The 20,230-nt window shown below is 68.7% G+C and carries 20 protein-coding genes and 1 riboswitch; of the genes, 9 read left to right on the forward strand and 11 right to left on the reverse strand.

The window, feature by feature from the left end; all coding sequences use genetic code 11:
• Nucleotides 1–16: 16 nt before the first annotated feature.
• A complete protein-coding gene (locus AC5Y2S_RS00425; protein WP_499953117.1) occupies nucleotides 17–1,978 on the reverse strand; it encodes an acyl-CoA dehydrogenase family protein in 1,962 nt (653 codons plus the stop codon).
• 133 nt (nucleotides 1,979–2,111) lie between these two features.
• Nucleotides 2,112–2,522, reverse strand: a complete 411-nt coding sequence (locus tag AC5Y2S_RS00430; protein ID WP_499882927.1) for a cold-shock protein — start codon at nucleotides 2,520–2,522, stop codon at nucleotides 2,112–2,114.
• Between the two features lie 263 nt (nucleotides 2,523–2,785).
• Here AC5Y2S_RS00430 and moaA point away from each other — a divergent pair, with 263 nt between their 5' ends.
• The 3 genes from moaA (at nucleotide 2,786) to AC5Y2S_RS00445 (ending at nucleotide 5,322) form a co-directional block, all read left to right on the forward strand.
• Nucleotides 2,786–3,865 carry a GTP 3',8-cyclase MoaA gene (gene moaA, locus AC5Y2S_RS00435; protein ID WP_499953119.1) on the forward strand — a complete coding sequence of 360 codons (1,080 nt, stop codon included), beginning with the start codon at nucleotides 2,786–2,788 and terminating at the stop codon, nucleotides 3,863–3,865.
• Nucleotides 3,858–4,148, forward strand: a complete 291-nt coding sequence (locus AC5Y2S_RS00440; RefSeq protein ID WP_499953121.1) for a MoaD/ThiS family protein — start codon at nucleotides 3,858–3,860, stop codon at nucleotides 4,146–4,148. Before moaA ends, AC5Y2S_RS00440 begins: the two co-directional genes overlap by 8 nt.
• Before the next feature lie 209 nt (nucleotides 4,149–4,357).
• A riboswitch (cyclic di-AMP (ydaO/yuaA leader) is annotated at nucleotides 4,358–4,567 on the forward strand.
• Nucleotides 4,568–4,578: 11 nt separating this feature from the next.
• Nucleotides 4,579–5,322 carry a transglycosylase family protein gene (locus tag AC5Y2S_RS00445; protein WP_499953123.1) on the forward strand — a complete coding sequence of 248 codons (744 nt, stop codon included), beginning with the start codon at nucleotides 4,579–4,581 and terminating at the stop codon, nucleotides 5,320–5,322.
• 37 nt (nucleotides 5,323–5,359) lie between these two features.
• On the opposite strand, the gene AC5Y2S_RS00450 is transcribed toward AC5Y2S_RS00445, so the two are convergent.
• From AC5Y2S_RS00450 to AC5Y2S_RS00465, 4 genes are read right to left on the reverse strand one after another with little or no spacing between them, the layout of a single operon-like run.
• Complete coding sequence (locus AC5Y2S_RS00450) at nucleotides 5,360–5,785, reverse strand: molybdenum cofactor biosynthesis protein MoaE (protein WP_499882924.1); 426 nt, start codon at nucleotides 5,783–5,785, stop codon at nucleotides 5,360–5,362.
• Complete coding sequence (locus tag AC5Y2S_RS00455) at nucleotides 5,782–6,264, reverse strand: MogA/MoaB family molybdenum cofactor biosynthesis protein (RefSeq protein ID WP_499903518.1); 483 nt, start codon at nucleotides 6,262–6,264, stop codon at nucleotides 5,782–5,784. The genes AC5Y2S_RS00450 and AC5Y2S_RS00455 overlap by 4 nt, the downstream gene beginning before the upstream one ends.
• The gene (gene moaC / locus AC5Y2S_RS00460) at nucleotides 6,264–6,764 is read right to left on the reverse strand and encodes a cyclic pyranopterin monophosphate synthase MoaC (RefSeq protein ID WP_499953124.1); all 501 of its coding nucleotides are present in this window, start codon (nucleotides 6,762–6,764) and stop codon (nucleotides 6,264–6,266) included. The genes AC5Y2S_RS00455 and moaC overlap by 1 nt, the downstream gene beginning before the upstream one ends.
• Before the next feature lie 3 nt (nucleotides 6,765–6,767).
• Nucleotides 6,768–6,968, reverse strand: coding sequence for a hypothetical protein (locus AC5Y2S_RS00465; RefSeq protein ID WP_173817347.1), 201 nt, complete (start codon nucleotides 6,966–6,968; stop codon nucleotides 6,768–6,770).
• A 105-nt stretch (nucleotides 6,969–7,073) separates the two neighbouring features.
• Between AC5Y2S_RS00465 and AC5Y2S_RS00470 the strand changes: the two genes are divergently transcribed.
• Both AC5Y2S_RS00470 and AC5Y2S_RS00475 read left to right on the forward strand, forming a co-directional pair.
• Complete coding sequence (locus tag AC5Y2S_RS00470) at nucleotides 7,074–9,326, forward strand: helicase-associated domain-containing protein (protein ID WP_499953126.1); 2,253 nt, start codon at nucleotides 7,074–7,076, stop codon at nucleotides 9,324–9,326.
• A gap of 59 nt (nucleotides 9,327–9,385) precedes the next feature.
• Complete coding sequence (locus tag AC5Y2S_RS00475; protein WP_499953128.1) at nucleotides 9,386–11,035, forward strand: DNA repair helicase XPB; 1,650 nt, start codon at nucleotides 9,386–9,388, stop codon at nucleotides 11,033–11,035.
• 19 nt (nucleotides 11,036–11,054) lie between these two features.
• Here AC5Y2S_RS00475 and AC5Y2S_RS00480 read toward each other — a convergent pair whose 3' ends face one another.
• A complete protein-coding gene (locus AC5Y2S_RS00480; RefSeq protein ID WP_499953129.1) occupies nucleotides 11,055–12,200 on the reverse strand; it encodes a thiolase family protein in 1,146 nt (381 codons plus the stop codon).
• A gap of 1 nt (nucleotide 12,201) precedes the next feature.
• Nucleotides 12,202–12,627 (reverse strand): Zn-ribbon domain-containing OB-fold protein, encoded by a 426-nt coding sequence (locus tag AC5Y2S_RS00485; protein ID WP_499953131.1) that lies wholly within the window; start codon nucleotides 12,625–12,627, stop codon nucleotides 12,202–12,204.
• A gap of 317 nt (nucleotides 12,628–12,944) precedes the next feature.
• Here AC5Y2S_RS00485 and AC5Y2S_RS00490 point away from each other — a divergent pair, with 317 nt between their 5' ends.
• Nucleotides 12,945–13,238 (forward strand): putative quinol monooxygenase, encoded by a 294-nt coding sequence (locus AC5Y2S_RS00490; protein WP_068187291.1) that lies wholly within the window; start codon nucleotides 12,945–12,947, stop codon nucleotides 13,236–13,238.
• Here the strand turns inward: AC5Y2S_RS00490 and AC5Y2S_RS00495 are convergent.
• Nucleotides 13,235–14,224 carry an LLM class F420-dependent oxidoreductase gene (locus AC5Y2S_RS00495; protein WP_499953133.1) on the reverse strand — a complete coding sequence of 330 codons (990 nt, stop codon included), beginning with the start codon at nucleotides 14,222–14,224 and terminating at the stop codon, nucleotides 13,235–13,237. The genes AC5Y2S_RS00490 and AC5Y2S_RS00495 overlap by 4 nt on opposite strands.
• Nucleotides 14,225–14,362: 138 nt before the next feature.
• On the opposite strand from AC5Y2S_RS00495, the gene AC5Y2S_RS00500 reads away from it, so the two are divergent.
• The 3 genes from AC5Y2S_RS00500 to AC5Y2S_RS00510 are packed head-to-tail and all read left to right on the forward strand — an operon-like array spanning nucleotide 14,363 to nucleotide 16,727.
• Nucleotides 14,363–14,599, forward strand: a complete 237-nt coding sequence (locus AC5Y2S_RS00500; RefSeq protein ID WP_499953134.1) for a hypothetical protein — start codon at nucleotides 14,363–14,365, stop codon at nucleotides 14,597–14,599.
• 41 nt (nucleotides 14,600–14,640) lie between these two features.
• Nucleotides 14,641–15,849, forward strand: a complete 1,209-nt coding sequence (locus AC5Y2S_RS00505; RefSeq protein WP_499953136.1) for an FAD-dependent monooxygenase — start codon at nucleotides 14,641–14,643, stop codon at nucleotides 15,847–15,849.
• A gap of 20 nt (nucleotides 15,850–15,869) precedes the next feature.
• On the forward strand, nucleotides 15,870–16,727 hold the full coding sequence (locus AC5Y2S_RS00510; RefSeq protein ID WP_499953138.1) for an LLM class F420-dependent oxidoreductase: 858 nt from the start codon (nucleotides 15,870–15,872) through the stop codon (nucleotides 16,725–16,727).
• Between the two features lie 67 nt (nucleotides 16,728–16,794).
• Here the strand turns inward: AC5Y2S_RS00510 and AC5Y2S_RS00515 are convergent, their stop codons facing one another.
• Together AC5Y2S_RS00515 and AC5Y2S_RS00520 are read right to left on the reverse strand one after the other, a co-directional pair.
• Entirely contained in the window at nucleotides 16,795–18,939 is a 2,145-nt protein-coding gene (locus tag AC5Y2S_RS00515) for a 3-hydroxyacyl-CoA dehydrogenase NAD-binding domain-containing protein (RefSeq protein ID WP_499953139.1), read from the reverse strand.
• A 4-nt stretch (nucleotides 18,940–18,943) separates the two neighbouring features.
• Nucleotides 18,944–20,155 (reverse strand): acetyl-CoA C-acetyltransferase, encoded by a 1,212-nt coding sequence (locus AC5Y2S_RS00520; protein WP_499953141.1) that lies wholly within the window; start codon nucleotides 20,153–20,155, stop codon nucleotides 18,944–18,946.
• Nucleotides 20,156–20,230 lie beyond the last annotated feature (75 nt).

Below are 20,230 nucleotides of genomic sequence, written 5' to 3' on the forward strand. Positions count from 1 at the left end.
CTTCGCCCGGCCTCAACTAATCGGCGATGCCGCCCATCGCATCGGCCTTCGCGCCCGTCTGGAACCGGCGGGCCAGGTTGGCCTCGGTCGATTCGGCCGGCTCCCAGTGCGCGATCCACGGTCCGGTGCCCTCGGACTGATCGACGATCCCGTCCTCGAGCCAGGTGTACCGGCCGTCCAGCACGTCGTGGGTCAGCCGCACGTCGCTGCTGTCGGTGTTGGTCCACAACGCCTGGAACAACGCCTCGACGCGCAGGGTCGCTTGTTGGCAGAACGTGTCGGCCAGCTCGTATGCCTGCCGGCCGACGGCCGGGTCCGCCGCCCGTTGCCCCTCGGCGCGCACGCACGCCGCGGACATCGCGAACAGCTCCGCGCCGATGTCGACGACGCGCCCGAGGAATCCTTGCCGCTGCTCGAGCTTGGCCTGCCAGCGCGCCATCCCGTAGAAGGTGTTGCGGGCCAGCTTGCGGGTGGAGCGTTCGACGAACCGCAGGTGCGACGCGAGCGGGCCGAACTCGCTAAACGCCCGGGGCCGCTGTCCCTCACCGAATACCAACTGCGGCAACCACTTTGCGTAGAACCCGCTCGCGCCGACGGCCGCGGCGGCCTTTTCCCGCAAACCGGTGTCGGGCTTGGCGAGGTCACCGGCCGCGGTCAGGTGGGCGTCGACCGCCTCGCGCGCGATGAGCAGCCGCATGATCTCGCTGGATCCCTCGAAGATGCGGTTGATCCGCAGGTCGCGCACCACCTGCTCGGCCGGCACCGCGCGCTCCCCGCGCGCGGCCAGCGACTCGGCGGTCTCGTAGCCCCGCCCACCGCGGATCTGCAGGAGTTCGTCGGCGATCAGGCAGGCCATCTCGCTGGACCACAACTTGGCCAGCGCCGCCTCGATCCTGATGTCGTTGCGCCCTTCGTCGGCCATCTGAGCGGACAGCTCCAGCACCGCGTCAAGCGCGTAAGTGGTGGCGGCGATGAACGAGATCTTGCTCGCGACCGCTTCGTGTTTGGCGAGCGGCTTACCCCACTGCACGCGCTCCCCCGACCATTCGCGGGCTATCTTCAGCGCCCACTTCGACGACCCCGTCGCGCTCGCGGGAATCGAGAGCCGCCCGGCGTTGAGCGTGGTCAGCGCGATCTTCAGACCGTCGCCTTCCCGGCCGACCAGGTTTTCGGCGGGCACCCGCACCCGGTGCAGCCGGGTGACGCCGTTCTCGATGCCGCGCAGCCCCATGAACTTGTTGCGCCGCTCCACGGTGATCCCGGGCGAATCGGCCTCGACGACGAAGGCGCTGATTCCGCCGCGGTGCCCCTCACTCTTGGGCACCCGAGCCATCACCACCAGCAGTTCGGCGACCACGCCGTTGGTGGTCCACAACTTCACGCCCTCGAGTTCGTACGCCTTGCCGTCCTCGACCGGTGTCGCCGTCGACGCCAGGCGCGCCGGATCCGAGCCCACGTCCGGTTCGGTGAGCAGGAACGCCGATATGGCGCCGGCGGCGCAGCGTGGCAAGAACTTCCGCTTCTGTTCGGGCGTCCCGGCCAGTTTGAGCGGCTCGGGTACCCCGATCGACTGGTGGGCCGACAGCAGCGCGCCGAGGCTGGGATGAACCGACGAGATCATCACCAGCGCCCGGTTGTAGGCCACCTGCGACATGCCCAGGCCGCCGTATTCGGTGGGTATCTTCATGCCGAAGCAGCCCAGCGCGGCCAGGCCCTTTACGTATTCGTCGGGGATTACCGAGTCCCGCTCGATGACGCTGCCGTCGACGGTGTCGAGGAACTCGCGCACCTTGCCGAGAAAGGCGCGGGTGCGCGCCTCGTCGTCATCGGACGGCTTGGGGAACGGGTGGATGAGCTCCAACGGAAAGTGACCGAGAAAGAGCTCCTTGGCGAATGACGGTTTGTCCCAACCGCTTTCGCGGGATTCCTCGGCGAGGGCCCTCGCTTGCTCCTCGGTGACCTGCGCTTGCTGTGCCATCGCCGCCTCCTCGCTAACGACTCACATCGAGGCCGGAGTACCCGCTGGTGGGCGGAATATCACGACCTACGAATGTCGAAGTTACCACCGAGTAGCTTCCCGGCGCACCGGTTCGTCGCGAGCAATCGCGCGGTTAGGAGTCGAGCTCCCTGGCCACCGCCTTGACCACCTCGGAGACCCGACGGGCGGTCTTGCGGTCCGGGTATCGCCCCTTGCGCAACTCGGGCTGCACGGCGCCTTCCAGCAGGGTGATCATGTCCTCGACCATCCCGTGCAGCTCGTCGGGGCTGTGCTTGTGCTCGACCGGCGCGGCCTCGCGACGCGTCTTGGCAAGGCTGGGCGGGGGATCGATCAGCTTGAGGCTCAACGCCTGCGGACCGCGCCGGCCGGAGGCGACGCCGAATTCCACCCGCTGCCCCGACTTGAGCCCCTCGACCCCTTCGGGCAACGCCGACGAGCGGACGTAGACGTCCTCCCCGTCCTCCTGTGACAGAAAGCCAAACCCCTTTTCGGCGTCGTACCACTTAACCTTGCCGGTCGGCACTGGTCTCACCTGCTTGTCTGACGGATCACTAGGATGGGTAACGCAAGAAGCGTCCCGCCTGCGCAGGACGCATGTTGGATTCTGATCCTACTCGGATGCCCGCCCGACGAGCACCCCCGTTAAGCGCTACTCGGTAGTCTGGGCGGTACCGCTGGAGGAGATATGCGCCTGATCCTGAACGTCATCTGGCTCGCATTCGGTGGCCTGTGGACGGCCACCTTGAACCCGTCCACCTCGCCGACCCGCTTCGTGCCGGTGGCCGCATGACTCTGACCGCATTGGGCTTACCAACGGTGCGAGGCCGCGCCGGCGACCCCGTCGCCCAGAACGTTCCCGGCAGCGGCCCGTTGCTGGACACCTACGGGCGCGCCGCGACCGACCTGCGGGTGTCGCTGACCGATCGGTGCAATCTGCGGTGCAGCTACTGCATGCCGGCCGAGGGCCTGGACTGGCTGCCCGGCGAACAATTGCTGAGCCCCGACGAGCTGGCCAGGCTGATGCATATCGCCGTCACCCGGCTGGGCATCACCAGCGTGCGGTTCACGGGTGGGGAACCCCTACTGTCCCGCCATCTCGAAGAGGTGATCGCCGCGGCGGCCGGCCTGCAGCCCCGCCCCGAGATCTCGTTGACCACCAATGGCGTTGGGCTGGCGCGCCGGGCCGCCGCTCTTGCCGAGGCGGGCCTGAATCGGGTCAACGTGTCGATGGACAGCGTGGACCGCGACCACTTCGCGGCCATCACCCGCCGGGACCGGCTCGCCGACGTGCTGGAGGGCCTGGCGGCCGCCAAAGCGGCCGGCCTGACTCCGGTCAAGGTCAACGCCGTGCTCGATCCCGCGACCGGGCGTGACGACGTCGTCGGCCTGCTGCGGTTCTGCCTCGAGCACGGCTATCAGTTGCGGGTCATCGAGCAGATGCCGCTGGACGCCGGACATCAATGGCGCCGTGGCGCCGCACTGACGGCGGACGACGTGCTGGGGGTGCTGCGCGCGCACTTCCGGTTGCGCCCGGACCCGGCGCCCCGCGGTTCGGCTCCGGCGGAGCTCTGGCTGGTCGACACGGGCCCGGGCACTCCGAGCGCGAAGTTCGGGGTCATCGCGTCGGTGTCGCACGCATTCTGCTCGACCTGCGACCGCACCCGCCTCACCGCCGACGGCCAGGTCCGCAGCTGCCTCTTCTCGACCGAGGAGACCGACCTTCGGGGACTGCTGCGCGGCGGGGCCGACGACGACGCGATCGAGGCGGCGTGGCGCGCCGCAATGTGGGGCAAGCCCGCCGGCCATGGCATCAACGATCCCGACTTCATCCAGCCCGCCCGCCCGATGAGCGCGATCGGTGGCTAGCCCGACGGGTCAGGCCCCGGCCGACGGGGAGGGAATCCAGGTGACGGTCCGCTACTTCGCCGCCGCGCGCGCCGCGGCCGGTGCCGAATCGGAGGCCTTGGTGGTACGCCCGGGCACCACGGTGGCCGAATTGGTGGAGCGGCTCGCCGGTCGTGGATCTCGGCTCGCGACCGTGTTGGAGCGATGCTCCTACCTGTGCGACGGCATCGCCGTGCGCGACGAAACCACGCCGTTACGCACCGGTGACACGATCGACGTTCTGCCGCCTTTCGCCGGCGGCTGAAATTGTGAGATACCTCACGTAACGGAACGATAACGGCGAAATCACGCTCCGATATCGGTCGAATGACCAGCGGGAATCCCTAGCGTTCCTGGGCTTTTCGCACATGGCCGTGAGGGAAACGCCGGGTTTCACAAGACGTGACGGGACGAACAGAACCCGCTAGCGTCACCGACGGTTCGTCAATCTACCGAACGGCGTTCCACCCCGCCTATCGCGCCGAGCTCCATCCAATGGGCGGGGGTGACCGAAGCGGATGGAGGCGGGGGACCCACCGGTCCACCGTGATCGGATTGGAGTCGCTTGCGACTCCTTGGGGTGAAGCCGACGCCGGCTCCCATGCGGAGTATGGCGGCGGCCGGGTGGCCTCTCCAACCCGAACCCGACAGCTGACCTCGTAGGCGCGTCACACGAGAGGAATATTTCGGCGCGTATGAGTGGACGTCACCGCAAGCCCACAACATCCAGCATCAGCGTCGCCAAGATCGCCTTCACGGGGGCAGTTCTTGGTGGCGGCAGCATCGCCATGGCCGCCCAGGCCGCCGCGGCCACCGACGGCGAATGGGATCAGGTAGCCCGTTGCGAGTCCGGCGGCAACTGGGGCATCAACACGGGCAACGGCTATCACGGCGGTGTCCAGTTCAGTTCGAGCACCTGGGCCGCGCACGGCGGCGGCGAATTCGCCCCGTCGGCCGAGATGGCAACCAAGGAACAGCAGATCGCGGTTGCCGAGCGCGTGCTCGCGACCCAGGGCCGGGGCGCCTGGCCGGTCTGCGGCGGTCCGCTCTCGGGCCCCACTCCGCGCGAGGTTCCCGCGCCCGCTCCCGTGGGTATGGACGCCCCGCTGGACGCGCCCGGGCTCAACGGCCTGCCGCCGCTGGCGCCACCGCCGGCGGACGCTCCGCCACCGGACGCCCCGCCGCCGCCTCCCCCGCCGCCCGCCGACCCGGCCCCGCCGGTGACGCTGACGGCGGCCGAGCAACCTGCGCCGGACATGGTGCCGCCCGCGCCTCCCGCGGACGCCCTGCCGCCCGCGCCTCCCGCGGATGCGCCGACCGAACCGCAGCACGCTTCGACCGTGGGCTACACCCGAAAACTCTGGGACGCGATCCAGAGTGCGGACATCCACGGGAACGACGCGCTGGATGCCCTGGGGCAGCCGCCGCAGGCCGGCTGACGCCTCCACTTATCTCAGGCGCGCGGTGCGCCCGTCTTTAGGCGGAGCCCACCCATTCTTCGGTTCCGTCGTCGAAGAACTGGTGCTTCCACACCGGTAACCGTGCCTTGATGGTGTCCACCAGCCGGGCGCAGGTGTCGAAGGCCGCCTGCCGATGGTCGGCGGCCACCGCGGCCACCAGCGCCGCCTCGCCGATGTGCAGCGCGCCGATGCGGTGGCTGGCCGCGATCGCGCGGACCCCGCTGGACGACTCGGCGACCTCGCCGACGACTTGGGCCAGGACCTGCTCGGCCGAGGGGTGCGCGGAGTACTCCAACCGCACCACCCGCCGGCCGCCGTCGTGGTCGCGGATCATGCCGACGAATCCGACGACCGCCCCGGCCGACTGATGACCCACCAGCTCTTCGTGCTCCGCCAAAACGATCGGCTCTTCGGTCATGGCGGCGCGCAGAACGCGGGTCATCCCTGGTGATCTCCGCCGGCGAGTTGGTCGAGCGCGTGATCGAGCACGTCGGCAAGCACGCCGAGCCCGTCGCGCACCCCGCCGGGTGATCCCGGCAGATTCACGATCAGCGTGCGGCCCGCCACACCGCAGACGCCGCGCGACAGCACCGACGTCGGCACCTTAGGCAGCCCGGAGCGGCGGATCGCGTCGGCCAGCCCGGGGATCATGTAGTCCAGCACGGCCACGGTCTGGTCCGGGGTGGCGTCGCTGGGCGAGATGCCGGTGCCACCCGAGGTGATGATCAGGTCGACGTCGGCGTCGAGCGCCCCACGCAGCGCCTGGCCCACGGGCTCCCCGTCGGCCACCACCTCGGGCTGCACGGGCGAAAACCCATGCTGTTCAAGCCATTCCGCAATGATCGGCCCGCTTCGGTCGTCGTACACGCCGGACGACGCACGGGTCGACGCGATAATTATTCGTGCGGATCGCTCGCCCATCACCGCTCCCAGGTTCCGGTTTTGCCGCCCTGCTTGCGCAGCACCCGAATGTCATCGAGGCGAGCGGCCGGGTCGACGGCTTTGATCATGTCGTACAGCGTGAGCCCGGCCACGCTGACGGCGGTCAGCGCCTCCATCTCCACGCCCGTGCGGTCCGTGCTGCGCACGGTCGCGGTGATCTCGATGTCCGAATCGCCGACGGCGAAGTCGACGTCGACCCCGGTGAGCGCGAGCTGATGACAAAGCGGGATCAGGTCGCTGGTGCGCTTTGCCGCCAGGATTCCGGCCACCCGCGCGGTGGCCAGCGCGTCCCCCTTGGGCAGGCCGCCGGTCGAGACGAGCGCGACCACCTCCGGCGAGGTGCGCAACGCACCCGCCGCGACGGCGGTGCGCCGGGTGGCGCTCTTTTCCGTGACGTCGACCATGTGCGCCGCACCCCGCTCGTCCAGGTGCGAGAGCGTGCCTGCCGAGGCCTTGGCGGCCTCTGGGGCCCTAGCCATCGGTTAGCGGTTGACGACCGTGACCGGGTGGACGTAGGGCAGGTCGGTCGCGGGCAACGGGAAGACCAGCTCACCGAAGGGCGACAGCGCACCCGTCCGATCACTGACCAGTTCGCTCACAGCGTGGTCATCCGGGTCCGTCGTCGGCCAGCCGTTGTCGACGTAGTTGGTCTTGCGCGCCTTGCCTTCAGCAGAGTCAGCCACGGGGTCCATTCTGACAGGTCGCGCCCGCGCCCGTGGCGCAAGCCCGGGCTGACCGTGGGCTTTGCGTACGGGCCGGTCGGGAAGACTGCTTTACGCTGGTCAGCAATGACCGACAACACCCCGGACATCCCGCTGGGGTCCTGGCTGGCCGACTTGCCCGACGAGCGGCTGATCCGACTGCTGGAACTACGGCCGGACCTCGCCCAGCCCCCGCCTGGCAGCATCGCGGCGCTGGCCGCGCGCGCCCAGGCGCGTCAGTCGGTCAAGGCGGCCACCGACGACCTCGACTTCCTGCGGCTGGCGGTGCTCGACGCGCTGCTGGTGCTGCAGGCCGATTCCGCCCCGGTGCAGGTCGCCAAGCTGCTCGCGCTCATCGCTGACCGCGCCCCCGAGGCCGACGTGCTCGGCGCGCTGGACGACCTGCGGCAGCGCGCGCTGGTCTGGGGCGACGCCGCGATCCGGGTGGCCGCCGACGCCGGCACGGCTTTGCCGTGGCACCCGGGGCAGGTCACGCTCGAGGACAGCTCCCGCACGGGCGAGGAGATCGCCGGCCTGATCGACGGTCTCGACCCATCCCAGCTCGATGTGCTGAACAAACTGCTCGAGGGTTCGCCGATGGGCCGCACCCGCGACGCCGCTCCCGGCGCCCCGGCGGATCGGCCGGTGCCGCAGCTGCTGGCGCTGGGCCTGCTGCGGCGCATCGATGCCGAGACCGTGATCCTGCCCCGGCACGTCGGGCAGGTGCTGCGGGGCGAGGACCCCGGTCCCATGCAGCTGACGGCCCCCGACCCGGTGGTGTCGGTCACCACCGCCGACGACGTGGATGCGGTGGCGGCGGGAGCCGTCATCGACCTGCTCCGCGAGTTCGACGTGCTGCTTCAAACCCTGGGCGCCGCACCGGTTTCCGAGCTGCGCAGCGGCGGGCTGGGGATTCGCGACCTCAAGCGGCTGGCCAAGACGACCGGCATCGACGAGACACGGCTGGGCCTGATCCTCGAAATCGCCGCCGCGGCCGGATTGATCGCCAGCGGCATGCCCGACCCGGAACCCGTCCAGGGTGAGGGACCGTATTGGGCGCCGACGGCGGCGATTGAGCGGTTCGCCGCGATGTCCTCGGCCGAGCGTTGGCACCTGCTGGCCGGCGCCTGGCTTGACCTGCCCGGCCGCCCGGCGTTGATCGGCACCCGGGGTCCTGACGCCAAACCCTATGGCGCCCTGACCGATTCGCTGTACTCGACGGCCGCACCGCTGGACCGCCGACTGCTGCTGGGCATGCTGTCCGGGCTGGCGCCCGGGGCGGGTGTCGATGCCGTCACCGCCTCGGCGGCGTTGATCTGGCGGCGCCCCCGCTGGTCCAGGCGGCTGCAGCCGCAACCCGTCTCCGATCTGCTGGCCGAATGCCATGCGCTGGGTCTGGTCGGTCGCGGGGCGATCAGCACTCCCGGGCGAGCGCTGCTGGACGACGGCGGCGATCCGGAGGCCGCCGTGCACGCGATGACGCGGGCGATGCCCGCCCCCATCGACCACTTCCTGCTGCAGGCCGACCTCACCGTCGTGGTGCCGGGCCCCCTGCGACGCGAACTCGCCGAGGATCTGGCCGCCGTCGCCACCGTCGAATCGGCCGGCACGGCGATGGTGTACCGCATCAGCGAGCAGTCCATCCGGCACGCCCTCGACATCGGCAAGACTCGTGACTGGATGCATGAGCTGTTCACCAAGCACTCCAAAACCCCGGTGCCGCAAGGGCTCACATACCTCATCGACGACGTCGCCCGTCGCCATGGCCAGCTCCGGATCGGCATGGCCGCGTCGTTCGTGCGGTGCGAGGACCCGGTGCTGCTGGCGCAGGCGGTGGCGGCCGCGGAGGACCTGCAGTTGCGCGCGCTGGCGCCGACGGTGGCGGTGTCGCCGGCGCCGATCGCCGAGGTGCTCGTCAGGCTGCGCCACGCGGGTTTCGCCCCGGCCGCCGAGGACTCCTCCGGTTCGATCGTCGACGTCCGGCCCCGCGGGGCCAGGGTGCCCACCCCGCAGCAGCGCCGGCCCTACCGGCCCGCGCCGCACCCCAGCGGCGAGACGCTGAACGCCGTCGTCTCGGTGCTGCGCAAGGTGACCGCCGCTCCGTTCGGGAATATTCGCGTGGACCCCGCTGTCACCATGTCGATGTTGCAGCGCGCGGCCAGGGACCAGGACACGCTGGTGATCGGCTACCTCGACGCCGCCGGCGTGGCGACCCAGCGGGTTGTGTCGCCGATCTCCGTGCGGGGCGGGCAGCTGGTGGCGTTCGATTCGGCGTCCGGGCGCCTGCGTGACTTCGCCATCCACCGCATCACGTCGGTGGTGTCGGCGGAGTCCGGATAATGGGTCAGATGCGCGCCAACGACGATGCAGAGCGTAGCGATGAGGAGGAGTGGCGCTAGATGTCCGACGGACCGTTGATCGTGCAGTCCGATAAGACGGTGCTGCTCGAAGTGGATCACGAGCTGGCCGGCGCGGCGCGCGCCGCCATCGCGCCGTTCGCCGAGCTGGAACGCGCTCCCGAGCACGTGCACACCTACCGCATCACGCCGCTGGCGCTGTGGAATGCCCGCGCCGCCGGCCACGACGCCGAGCAGGTTGTCGACGCGCTGGTCAGCTTCTCCCGCTACGCGGTGCCGCAGCCGCTGCTCGTCGACATCGTCGACACCATGGCCCGCTACGGCCGGCTGCAGCTCGTCAAGCACCCCGCGCACGGCCTGACGTTGGTGAGCTTCGACCGGGCGGTGCTCGAGGAAGTGCTGCGCAACAAGAAGATCGCGCCGATGCTGGGCGCGCGGATCGACGACGACACCGTCGTCGTGCACCCCAGCGAGCGGGGGCGGGTCAAGCAGATGCTCCTCAAGATCGGCTGGCCCGCGGAGGATCTCGCCGGTTACGTCGACGGTGAGGCGCACCCGATCAGCCTCGAGCAGGGCGGCTGGCACCTGCGCGATTACCAGCAGCTGGCCGCCGACTCGTTCTGGGCGGGCGGCTCCGGGGTGGTGGTGCTTCCGTGCGGCGCCGGCAAGACGCTCGTCGGCGCGGCCGCGATGGCCAAAGCCGGTGCGACGACGCTGATTCTGGTCACCAACATCGTCGCCGCCCGGCAGTGGAAGCGCGAGCTGGTCGCACGCACCTCGCTGACCGAGGACGAGATCGGCGAATACTCCGGTGAGCGCAAGGAGATCCGGCCGGTGACCATCTCGACGTACCAGATGATCACCCGCCGCACCAAGGGCGAATACCGGCACCTGGAGCTCTTCGACAGCCGCGACTGGGGCCTGATCATCTACGACGAGGTGCACCTGCTGCCGGCGCCGGTGTTCCGGATGACCGCCGACCTGCAGTCCAAACGGCGACTTGGCTTGACCGCCACCTTGATTCGTGAAGACGGCCGCGAGGGCGACGTGTTCTCCCTGATCGGCCCGAAGCGTTACGACGCGCCGTGGAAGGACATCGAGGCGCAGGGCTGGATCGCGCCGGCGGAGTGCGTCGAGGTGCGGGTCACCATGACCGACAACGAGCGGATGATGTACGCCACCGCCGAACCCGAGGAGCGATACCGGCTCTGCTCGACGGTGCACACCAAAATCGCTGTGGTGAAGTCGATCCTGGAAAAACATCCCGGCGAGCAGACGCTGGTGATCGGCGCCTACCTGGATCAGCTCGACGAGCTCGGCGCCGAGCTGAACGCCCCGGTGATCCAGGGCTCGACGCGAACCAAGGAGCGGGAGGCGCTGTTCGACGCCTTCCGCCGCGGCGAGGTGTCGACCCTGGTGGTGTCCAAGGTGGCCAACTTCTCCATCGACCTGCCGGAAGCGTCTGTGGCCGTGCAGGTTTCGGGAACATTCGGCTCGCGCCAGGAAGAGGCCCAGCGGCTGGGCCGGCTGCTGCGGCCCAAGCACGACGGCGGCGGCGCGATGTTCTACTCGGTGGTGGCCCGCGACAGCCTGGACGCCGACTACGCCGCGCACCGGCAGCGCTTCCTGGCCGAGCAGGGCTACGGCTACATCATCCGCGACGCCGACGACCTCCTGGGCCCGGCGATCTAAGGGTCATCACCCCTCGCGACTACAGCGACAGGATCGTCGCCGACGCGGTACCCGGTGCCCCGTACACCTGGGCCAGTCCGACACGCGGGTTGCCGGGCACCTGACGTTCGCCCGCCTCGCCGCGCAGCTGGCGCACCAGCTCGTGCATCTGCCGAAGGCCCGACGCGCCGATCGGTTCGCCGTTGGCGATCAACCCACCGTCGGTGTTGACCGGCATCGACCCGTGGATCTCGGTTGCGCCGTCGGCCAGCAGCTTCTCCTGCTCACCGTCGGCGCACAAGCCGGTCTCGGCCATGTGGATGACCTCGTTGCCGGCGTCGGTGTCCTGCAGCTGGGCCACGTCGACGTCCTCGGGCCCGATGCCGGCGGCCTCGTAGGCCGCCTTGGCCGCGTACACCGTCGGGGAGACATCCTCGTCCAGCGGAGCGAAGGTGGCGTGCACCTCGTAGGCGCCGTAGCGGCGGGTACGGATCTCGCAGGCCCGCACGTACACCGGCTTGTCGGTGTACGTGTGCGCGATGTCGGCCCGGCACATGACGACGGCCGCGGCGCCCTCGTCGGGCGCGCAGAACATGTATTGCGTCAGCGGGTAGTTGAGCACCGGCGAGTTGAGGATCTCCTCCTCGGGAATCGGCTTGCGGCGGAACGCGTTCGGGTTCAGCGCCCCGTTGCGGAAGTTTTTGGCCGCGACCTTGGCCAGCGTGGCCTGGGAGATGTTGTGGTCGTGGATGTACTTGTTCGCCTTCATGCCGAAGAACTTGGTGGTGACGAACTGCCCGTTCTGCGCGTACCACTGCGGCAGCGCCAGCTTGGCGGGGTCGTCGGTGAACGCGCCGCGCGGGTGCTTGTCCAAGCCGATGGCGATGCCGATGTCGTACTTGCCCAGCCGAATGGTGTCGGCGGTCTGCTGAATCGCGCTGGCGGCGGTGGCGCAGGCGTTGAACACGTTGGTGAACGTGATGCCGGTCAGGCCGACCAGGCGGGTCACCGCGTCGGGGTTGGACACCTCGTGGCTGCCGCCGAAGCCGAACTGAATGTCCTTCCACTCCACGTGGGCGTCGGCCAGCGCGGACTGGATGGCCTCCGCCCCCATCTGCATCGCGGTCTTGTCGAACCTGCCGAACGGGTGCAGGCCCACGCCGATGATGGCCACATCATTGGTCATCTCAGGCTCCCTTCTCGACCGGCTGGAAAGCGAATGTCATAACCTCGGCGCCCTCGTCGTCGGTGGTCAGCGGCACCATGGTCAGCTCGACCTCTTGGCCGAATTGCAGCTTGGCCGGGTCGTTTTCGGTCAGCCGCGCCTCGACCCGGATGACGTCGCCCAGCTGCACCAGGCCGACGCCGAACGGCACGAAATCGTCGCCGGTCGGGCCGGCGTAGGGGGCGCCGGGCGGGAAGCCCTGGGTGGTCCACGCCACCAGGGTTCCGCGGCGCGGCAACAACGACTCGGTCATCTCGCCCCCGCTGCAGCGCGGACACCACTGCTGCACCGGGAACGTCGTGGCACCGCAGTTGCCGCAGCGACTCCCGATCAGCTGCGGGCTCTCGTCGGGCCAGGTGGAGATTTCGGGGGCGAGCGCCTTCTGCATTAAGGATCCTCCAGCGTCCGAACAGAACAATGCTCACCGAACCGTATAACAGCTTTCCGAAAAGTGGAAACTGCATTCTCATTGTCGCTTATCCGCATCTCGTTCGGTAACACCGCCCCACAGATCCCTGGCGGAGGCGGTCGACGTTTTGCCCGCCTCCGAGCGACGGCCTGGCCGCGGTCCGCCGCCTCCCCTGGCACAGTCGCTATGAGGCGGGCACATTGGACATCCCCTCGGCGAGAGACTGGTGTGGCGGGTGCGACCGTCGCCGTCACGTTATGGTGTCGGAGCCCCGAGTCGACGATAAGGAGACGACTATGCCGGTCACGGTGCTGCTCGAACTCAGGTTGAAGCCCGAGTCGGTGTCCGCGGCGCGCGAGGTCATGGGCCGGGCGCTGCAAGTCACCCGGGCTTTCGACGGGAACCTCGTAACCGACGTGCTCGTCGACGAGGATGACGACGCGCACTGGGTGGTCTACGAACTTTGGGACACGGTCGAGCACGACGAGGCCTACCGCGCCTTCCGAGCCGGCGAGGGCAAGATTGCCGAGCTGCCGCCGCTGCTCGCCGCGCCCCCCGTCAAGACGCGGTACGCGACCACCGACATCTAGCTCAGCGCGGGGATGACTTCCCGTTCGAACAGCTCGATGCCCGACCGGTCGTACGCGGCCTCCGGGAAATAGCAGATCGCGTACTCACATCCGAGGTCGCGGATCTTCGTCAGCCGCTCGATCGCCTGTTCCGGGGTGCCCACCGCCGAGTCCGGCCCGGTGGTGCCGGCGATCATAGCGTCGGCGGCGGCCTCGGGCACATAGCCGACCAACCGGTCGCGCACGCGGCGCAGCCGGTCCTTGACGTCGTCGTCCGACGTCCCGACGATCGCGTTGACGTTGACCGAACGCACTATCGCCCCGAAGTCGGTGCCCACCTCGCGGCAATGCCCTTCGAGCACCTCGGACTTGTGGGCGAACGCCTCGAGCTCCGGGGTGAAGTTGGTGTACTGCGCGAATTTCGCGGCGATGCGCAGGGTCACCTTCTCCCCGCCCCCGGCGATCCACAGCGGTATGCCGTTGTCCTGCAACGGCTTCGGGGCGACGATCGCGCCGTCGACCTGGTAGTACTCGCCGTCGAAGCTGACCTTGCCGTCGCGCCAGGCGTCGCGCATGATCTGGACCCCCTCGTCCAGCCGGGCCAACCGCACCTTGGCCGACGGGAACCCGTAACCGTAAGCGCGCCACTCGTGTTCGTACCAGCCGCCGCCGATTCCCATCTGAATGCGGCCGCCCGAGATGATGTCGGCGGTCGCGGCGACCTTGGCCAGATATACCGGGTTGCGGTAGCTCATCGCCGTGCACATCTGGCCGAGTTTGATCCGCGACGTTGTCGCCGCGTAGGCCGCCATCAGCGACCACGCCTCGTGGGTCGCCTCGCCCGTCGGCATCGGGACCGTGTGGAAGTGGTCGTAGACCCACAGCGAGTCCCATGCGCCGTTGTCGGCGTAGCCGGCCAACTCGCGCATCACCGCCCAGTGTTTCTCGGGTTCGATGCCGACGAGATCCATCCGCCAGCCTTGCGGAATAAAGAGACCGAAGCGCATAGCAAGGGACTTTAGCCCGGTGACGATGCGGCCCGGAACGGGCTGAGGAGGAACCGGGCAATCAAACCCAGCCCGGCTCACAGCGGATCAATAGCTAGGCCAAAGCGGCCACCGACAAGGACGCCTTAAACAGAATCCATGACAAACCTCGGGGACCAGACCACCGACGCTCGCCGTCGAACCATCCGCGCGGCGCAACTGTTCTTTGCGGGGGCCGCGGCCGTCGTGGCGCTGGCAGTGTTCAACGCCTCGCCGCCGTCTGACACCGCGACGAGCGTCACCACGCCGTTCGCCACCGACGACACCAATTTCGTCAACGACAACGGCCAGACCTCCGGCGACATCTTCACCCAGAACGCGCAGGACCAGAACTAGCGCTGCTTCCGCGCCGAAACCGGCGGTTAGGCTTACCCGCTATGCGGGTTCTGATCTCCGGCGCCAGCATCGCCGGGCCGGTACTGGCGTACTGGATCACGCGACACGGCTTCGACGTCACCGTCGTCGAGCGCGCGCCGACGCTCCGCAAGACCGGGGGCCACGCCGTGGACCTGTTCCGCCCGGCGATGGAAATCTCGGAGCAGATGGGCGTCTTGCCGCGCATCGAGGCACTGAGCACCCAAACCGACCGCATGACAATGCATCGCGAGGGCCGGGAGCAGCCCATCGAGGTCGACCTCACCAAGATCTACGGCGCCGCCTCCGACCGCCACGTGGAGATCATGCGGGACGACCTCAGCGAGATCTACTACGACGCCGGGCGCGACGACGTCGAGTACGTGTTCGGCGACTCGATCACGGAGATCGACCACGACGGCGAGGTGACATTCGAGAGTGCCCCACCGCGCCGTTTCGACGTCATCGTGGGCGCCGACGGGCTGCACTCCAACGTCCGACGCCTGACCTTCGGCGCCGAGGACAGCCTGACCCGTTTCCTCGGCGGATATCTGGCGGTGGTGTCCGCGCCCAAGTCGCTGACCAAGCCCGGCGAGACCGTCGGCTACATCGGCGTCGGGCGCCTCGCGGCGATTTACAGCGCAGCGCATTTGGACGATGCCCGCGCGGTATTTCTGTTCGGTAGCAAGCAGGAGCTCGACTACGACTATCGGGATTCATTGCGGCAGAAGGAATTACTGCGGGACGCCTTCGCGGGCATGCATCCCCAGGTGGACGACTGGCTGAGCGAAATCGACCGGACCCCGGCGTTCTACTTCGATGCGATCACCCAACTACGGATGAACATCTGGTCGCGCCGACGGGTCACCCTCGTCGGCGACGCCGGGTATTGCCCCGGCCCCGCGGTCGGCGGCAGCACCAGCCTGGCCGTGCTCGGTGCCTATGTGCTGGCCGGGGAGCTGGCCCGGGCGGGCGGCGATCACCTGCGCGCGTTCGCCGCCTACGAGCTACAGATGCACGAGCCCGTGCATCTGAGCCGGACCTTCGCGCGGGGCGCCGCCAGGACCCTCATTCCCGGTTCGCGGGCGGGCGTTTGGGCGTTGACCCGTGGGGTTCAGCTAGTCTCGTTGATGCCCGGCTCGCTCTCCAGGGCGCTCGCGAAGCTGAACACCAAGGGCGTTCGCGTGTACGACTCGATGCGGGTGCCGGACTACAGCGAAGCCGAAGTCTGACGCGAAGGGGATGACCGCCCGTGGACCTCGCCGGCGTGGGTATCTGGAGCAGCCAACTGCGCTACGGCGATGCGTCCGAAATCGCCGATGCCGCAGCGGAATTGGACGATCTTGGCTTCACGGCGCTGTGGATACCGGACGTGGGCGGGCCGGTGTTCGACGCGGTGGGGCAGCTGCTCGCCGCGACGACAAAGACCGTGATCGCCACGGGGATCCTCAACCTCTGGATGCACTCGGCCGGTGACGTCGCCGAATCGTATGCCGCCCTGATCGCCGAGCACGGCGACCGGTTCCTGTTGGGGATCGGCGTCAGCCACGCCCCACTGATCGATGCCGGCCAGCCCGGGCGATACCGCAAGCCGCTGGCCGCGACGGCGTCGTTCCTGGACGGGCTGGACGCCGCGCCACGGCCCGTGCCCGCCGAAGCCCGCGTCCTTGCCGCGCTCGGCCCCAAGATGCTCGAACTGTCGGCGACGCGCGCCCGCGGTGCCCACCCCTACCTCGTCACCCCCGAGCACACCGCTTCTGCCCGTTCGACTTTGGGTGAGGGCCCGTTGCTGCTGCCGGAGCAGACCGTGATCCTGTGTGACAGCGCCGACGAGGCGCGCCGCATCGGAACCGATTGGCTGCGCGCGTATTTGGCGCTGCCCAACTACGCGAACAACCTGCTGCGCAGCGGGTTCTCCGAGGACGACCTGGCACAGGTCAGCGATCGGCTGCTCAACGCGATCATTGCGTGGGGCGACGAAGCGGCCGTGCTGCGCCGGGTCGCCGAGCATCAAGCGGCCGGCGCCGACCACGTCTGCATCCAGGTGCTGACGGCCGACCCGACGGAATTCCCGCGCGAGCAATGGCGCCGAATCGCCGCCGCCCTCTAACCGCAAGCAGACGCAGAATCGCACGCGGGGGCCCCGCGTTACGCGATTCTGCGTCTGGTGGCCGGAACTAGGTCAGCGAGGCCGGCGGCAGGAAGCGGTCGCCGTACTTGGCGGCCAGCTCCCGGGCCCGGGCCACGAAGGCGTCCTTGCCCGTCCCGCCGGCACCGGAGTAGCCGACGATGAACTGCGCGCTACCACCGGTGTACGGCGGGAACCCGATGCCCATGATCGAGCCGATGTTGGCGTCGGCCGTCGACGTCAGCACGCCCTCGTCCAGGCACTTCTGGGTTTCCAGGGCCTCGGCGAACAGCATCCGGTCGATCATGTCCTGCAGCGGCGGCTGCGACGAACCGGACTTGAACGTCTCGCGCAGGCCCGGCCACAGCTGGGTGCGCTTGCCGTCGACGTACTCGTAGAAGCCCGCGCCCTTCAACCGCGACGGGCGGCCGAGCTCGATCATCTTCTCCACCACGGCTTCCGCGGGGTGCGGCTCGTAGGTGCCGCCGGCGTCTTCGACGCCCTTACGGGTGGCGGTCGCGATCTTGTGCATCAGCTCCAGGTTGAGCTCGTCGGACAGCTGCAGCGGCGGCGCCGGGTAGCCGGCCTGGGTACCGGCGTGCTCGATCGAGGCCGGCTCCACGCCCTCACCGAGCATCGCCAACGCCTCGTTCACGAACGTGCCGATGACGCGGCTAGTGAAGAACCCGCGGCTGTCGTTGACGACGATCGGGGTCTTGCCGATCGCCAGCGTGTAGTCGAACACCCGGGCCAGGGCTTCGTCGGAAGTCTTCTCGCCCTTAATGATTTCCACCAGCGGCATTTTGTCGACCGGGCTGAAGAAGTGGATCCCGATGAAGTCCTCCTGCCGCTTCACGCCGGTCGCCAGACCGGTGATCGGCAGGGTGGACGTGTTCGACCCGAGCAGCGCGTTGGGCTCGACGATGTCCTCGATCTCCTGGAACACCTTGTGCTTGAGGTCCTGGTTCTCGAAGACGGCCTCGATCACGAAGTCGACGCCCTTGAAGTCCGCGGGGTCGGCCGTCGGCGTGATGCGGTCCAGCAGCGCCTTGCTCTTCTCCTCGGTGGTCTTGCCCCGCTGAAGTGCTTTGGCCTCAAGCTTTTCCGAGTAGTTCTTGCCCTTCTCGGCGGCCTCGATGCTGATGTCCTTGAGCACCACGTCGTACCCGGCCTTGGCCGAAACGTAGGCGATGCCGGCGCCCATCATCCCCGCGCCCAGCACGCCGATCTTGTTGATCTTGACCGGCTCGATGCCGTCCGGGCGCGAGCCGCCGCCGTTGATGTGCTGCAGGTCGAAGAAGAACGCCTGGATCATGTTCTTGGCGACCTGGCCGGTGACCAGCTCGGTGAAGTAGCGGCTCTCGATGCGGGTGGCGGTGTCGAAGTCCACCTGCGTGCCCTCGACGGCCGCCGCCAGGATGGCCCGCGGCGCCGGCATCGGCGCGCCCTTGAGCTGCTTGCGCAGCAGCGACGGGAACGACGGCAGGATGGCCGCCAGCGCCGGTGACGACGGCGTGCCGCCGGGAATCTTGTAGCCCTTGACGTCCCACGGCTGGGTGTGCGACTCGGGGTTGGCCTTGATCCACGCCTTCGCCGCCGGCACCAACTCGTCGACGCTCGAGACGATCTCGTCGACGAGGCCGTTGTCCTTGGCCGCGGCCGGCTTGAAGCGGGTGCCCTGGCTCAGCACGTTGACGAAGGCGTTCTGGATGCCCAGCATCCGGACGGTGCGGGTGACGCCACCGCCGCCGGGCAGCAGGCCCAACGTGACCTCGGGCAGCCCGATCTGGACGCCCTTGACGTCGGCGACGATGCGGTGATGACAGGCGAGCGCGATCTCCAGACCGCCGCCGAGCGCCGCGCCGTTGATGGCGGCCACCACCGGCTTGCCCAGGGTCTCCAGGGTGCGCAGGTCCCGCTTGACCGCCTCGACGGTGTCGAACGCCTCGCCGGCGTTCTCGGGGCCGAGGTTGATCATGCCCTTCAGGTCACCACCGGCGAAGAACGTCTTCTTGGCGCTGGTGATCACCACTCCGGTGATCGAATCCTGTTCGGCGACAAGGCGTTCGACGGCGTTGTGCATCGACTCCTTGTAGTGCTCGTTCATCACGTTGGCCGACCCGGTCGGGTCGTCCAGCGTCAGCGTGACGATGCCGTCGGCGTCCTTGTCCCACTGAATGGTGTTCTCTGCCATGGTCTTAAACCCTCTCGATGATGGTGGCGACACCCATGCCGCCGCCGATGCACAGCGTGATCAGCGCACGCCGGGCGCCGCGGCGCTCGAGCTCGTCGACCATGGTGCCCAGGATCATGGCGCCGGTGGCGCCCAGCGGGTGGCCCATCGCGATGGCGCCACCGTTGACGTTGAGCTTCTCGTCCGGAATGTTCAGGTCCTTCTGGAACTTCAGGACGACCGACGCGAACGCCTCGTTGAGCTCAAAGAGGTCGATGTCGTCGACGGTCAGCCCGGCCCGGTCGAGCGCCTTGCGGGTGGCCGGCGTCGGGCCGGTGAGCATGATCGTCGGGTCGGCGCCGGTGGTGGCGGTGGCGACGATGCGGGCCCGGGGCGTCAGGCCCTGCGAGGTGCCGGCCTTCTCGTTGCCGATGAGCACCAGCGCCGAGCCGTCCACGATGCCCGAGCTGTTGCCGCCGGTGTGAACGTGGTTGATCTTCTCGACCCAGTGGTACTTCTGCAGCGCCACGTCGTCGAAGCCGGCCATCGCCGCCAGACCCTCGAAGGCGGGCTTCAGCTTGGCGAGGCCCTCCATCGTGGTGCCGGGCCGCATGTGCTCGTCGTGATCGAGGATCAGCAGCCCATTCTGGTCGCGGACCGGAACCACCGACTTGGCGAAGTAGCCGCCCGACCACGCCGCGGCCGCCAGCTCCTGCGAGCGCAGCGCGTAGGCGTCGACGTCCTCGCGGGAGAAGCCCTCCATGGTGGCGATCAGGTCCGCCCCAATGCCCTGCGGGACAATGTAGGCGTCGTACGAGGTGGCCGGGTCGGCCATCATCGCGCCGCCGTCGGAGCCCATCGGGACGCGGCTCATCGACTCCACACCACCGGCGAGCACCAGGTCGTCCCAGCCGGAGCGGACCTTCTGCGCGGCGGTGTTGACGGCCTCCAGCCCCGAGGCGCAGAACCGGTTGAGCTGCACGCCGCCGACGGTGTCGGGCATGCCGGCCGCGATCACGGCGGTGCGGGCGATGTCACCGCCCTGGTCACCCACGGGTGAAACGCACCCCAGGATGACGTCGCTGATCAGGTTCTCATCCAGATCGGGGTGGCGCCTGCGCAGCTCCTCGATCAGGCCGACGACCAGGTTCAGCGGTTTGACCTCGTTCAACGAGCCGTTGCGCTGCTTGCCGCGGGGCGTGCGGATCGCCTCGTAGATGAAGGCTTCTTCGGACATGTCGGCTTCCTCTTCACAAATGGGGGTTCGGATCCGTCTAAAACACTAGGTCCAGTACCGGCCACCCTAACAGGG

The sequence above is a fragment of the Mycobacterium sp. NGS69 genome, from assembly GCF_059812165.1.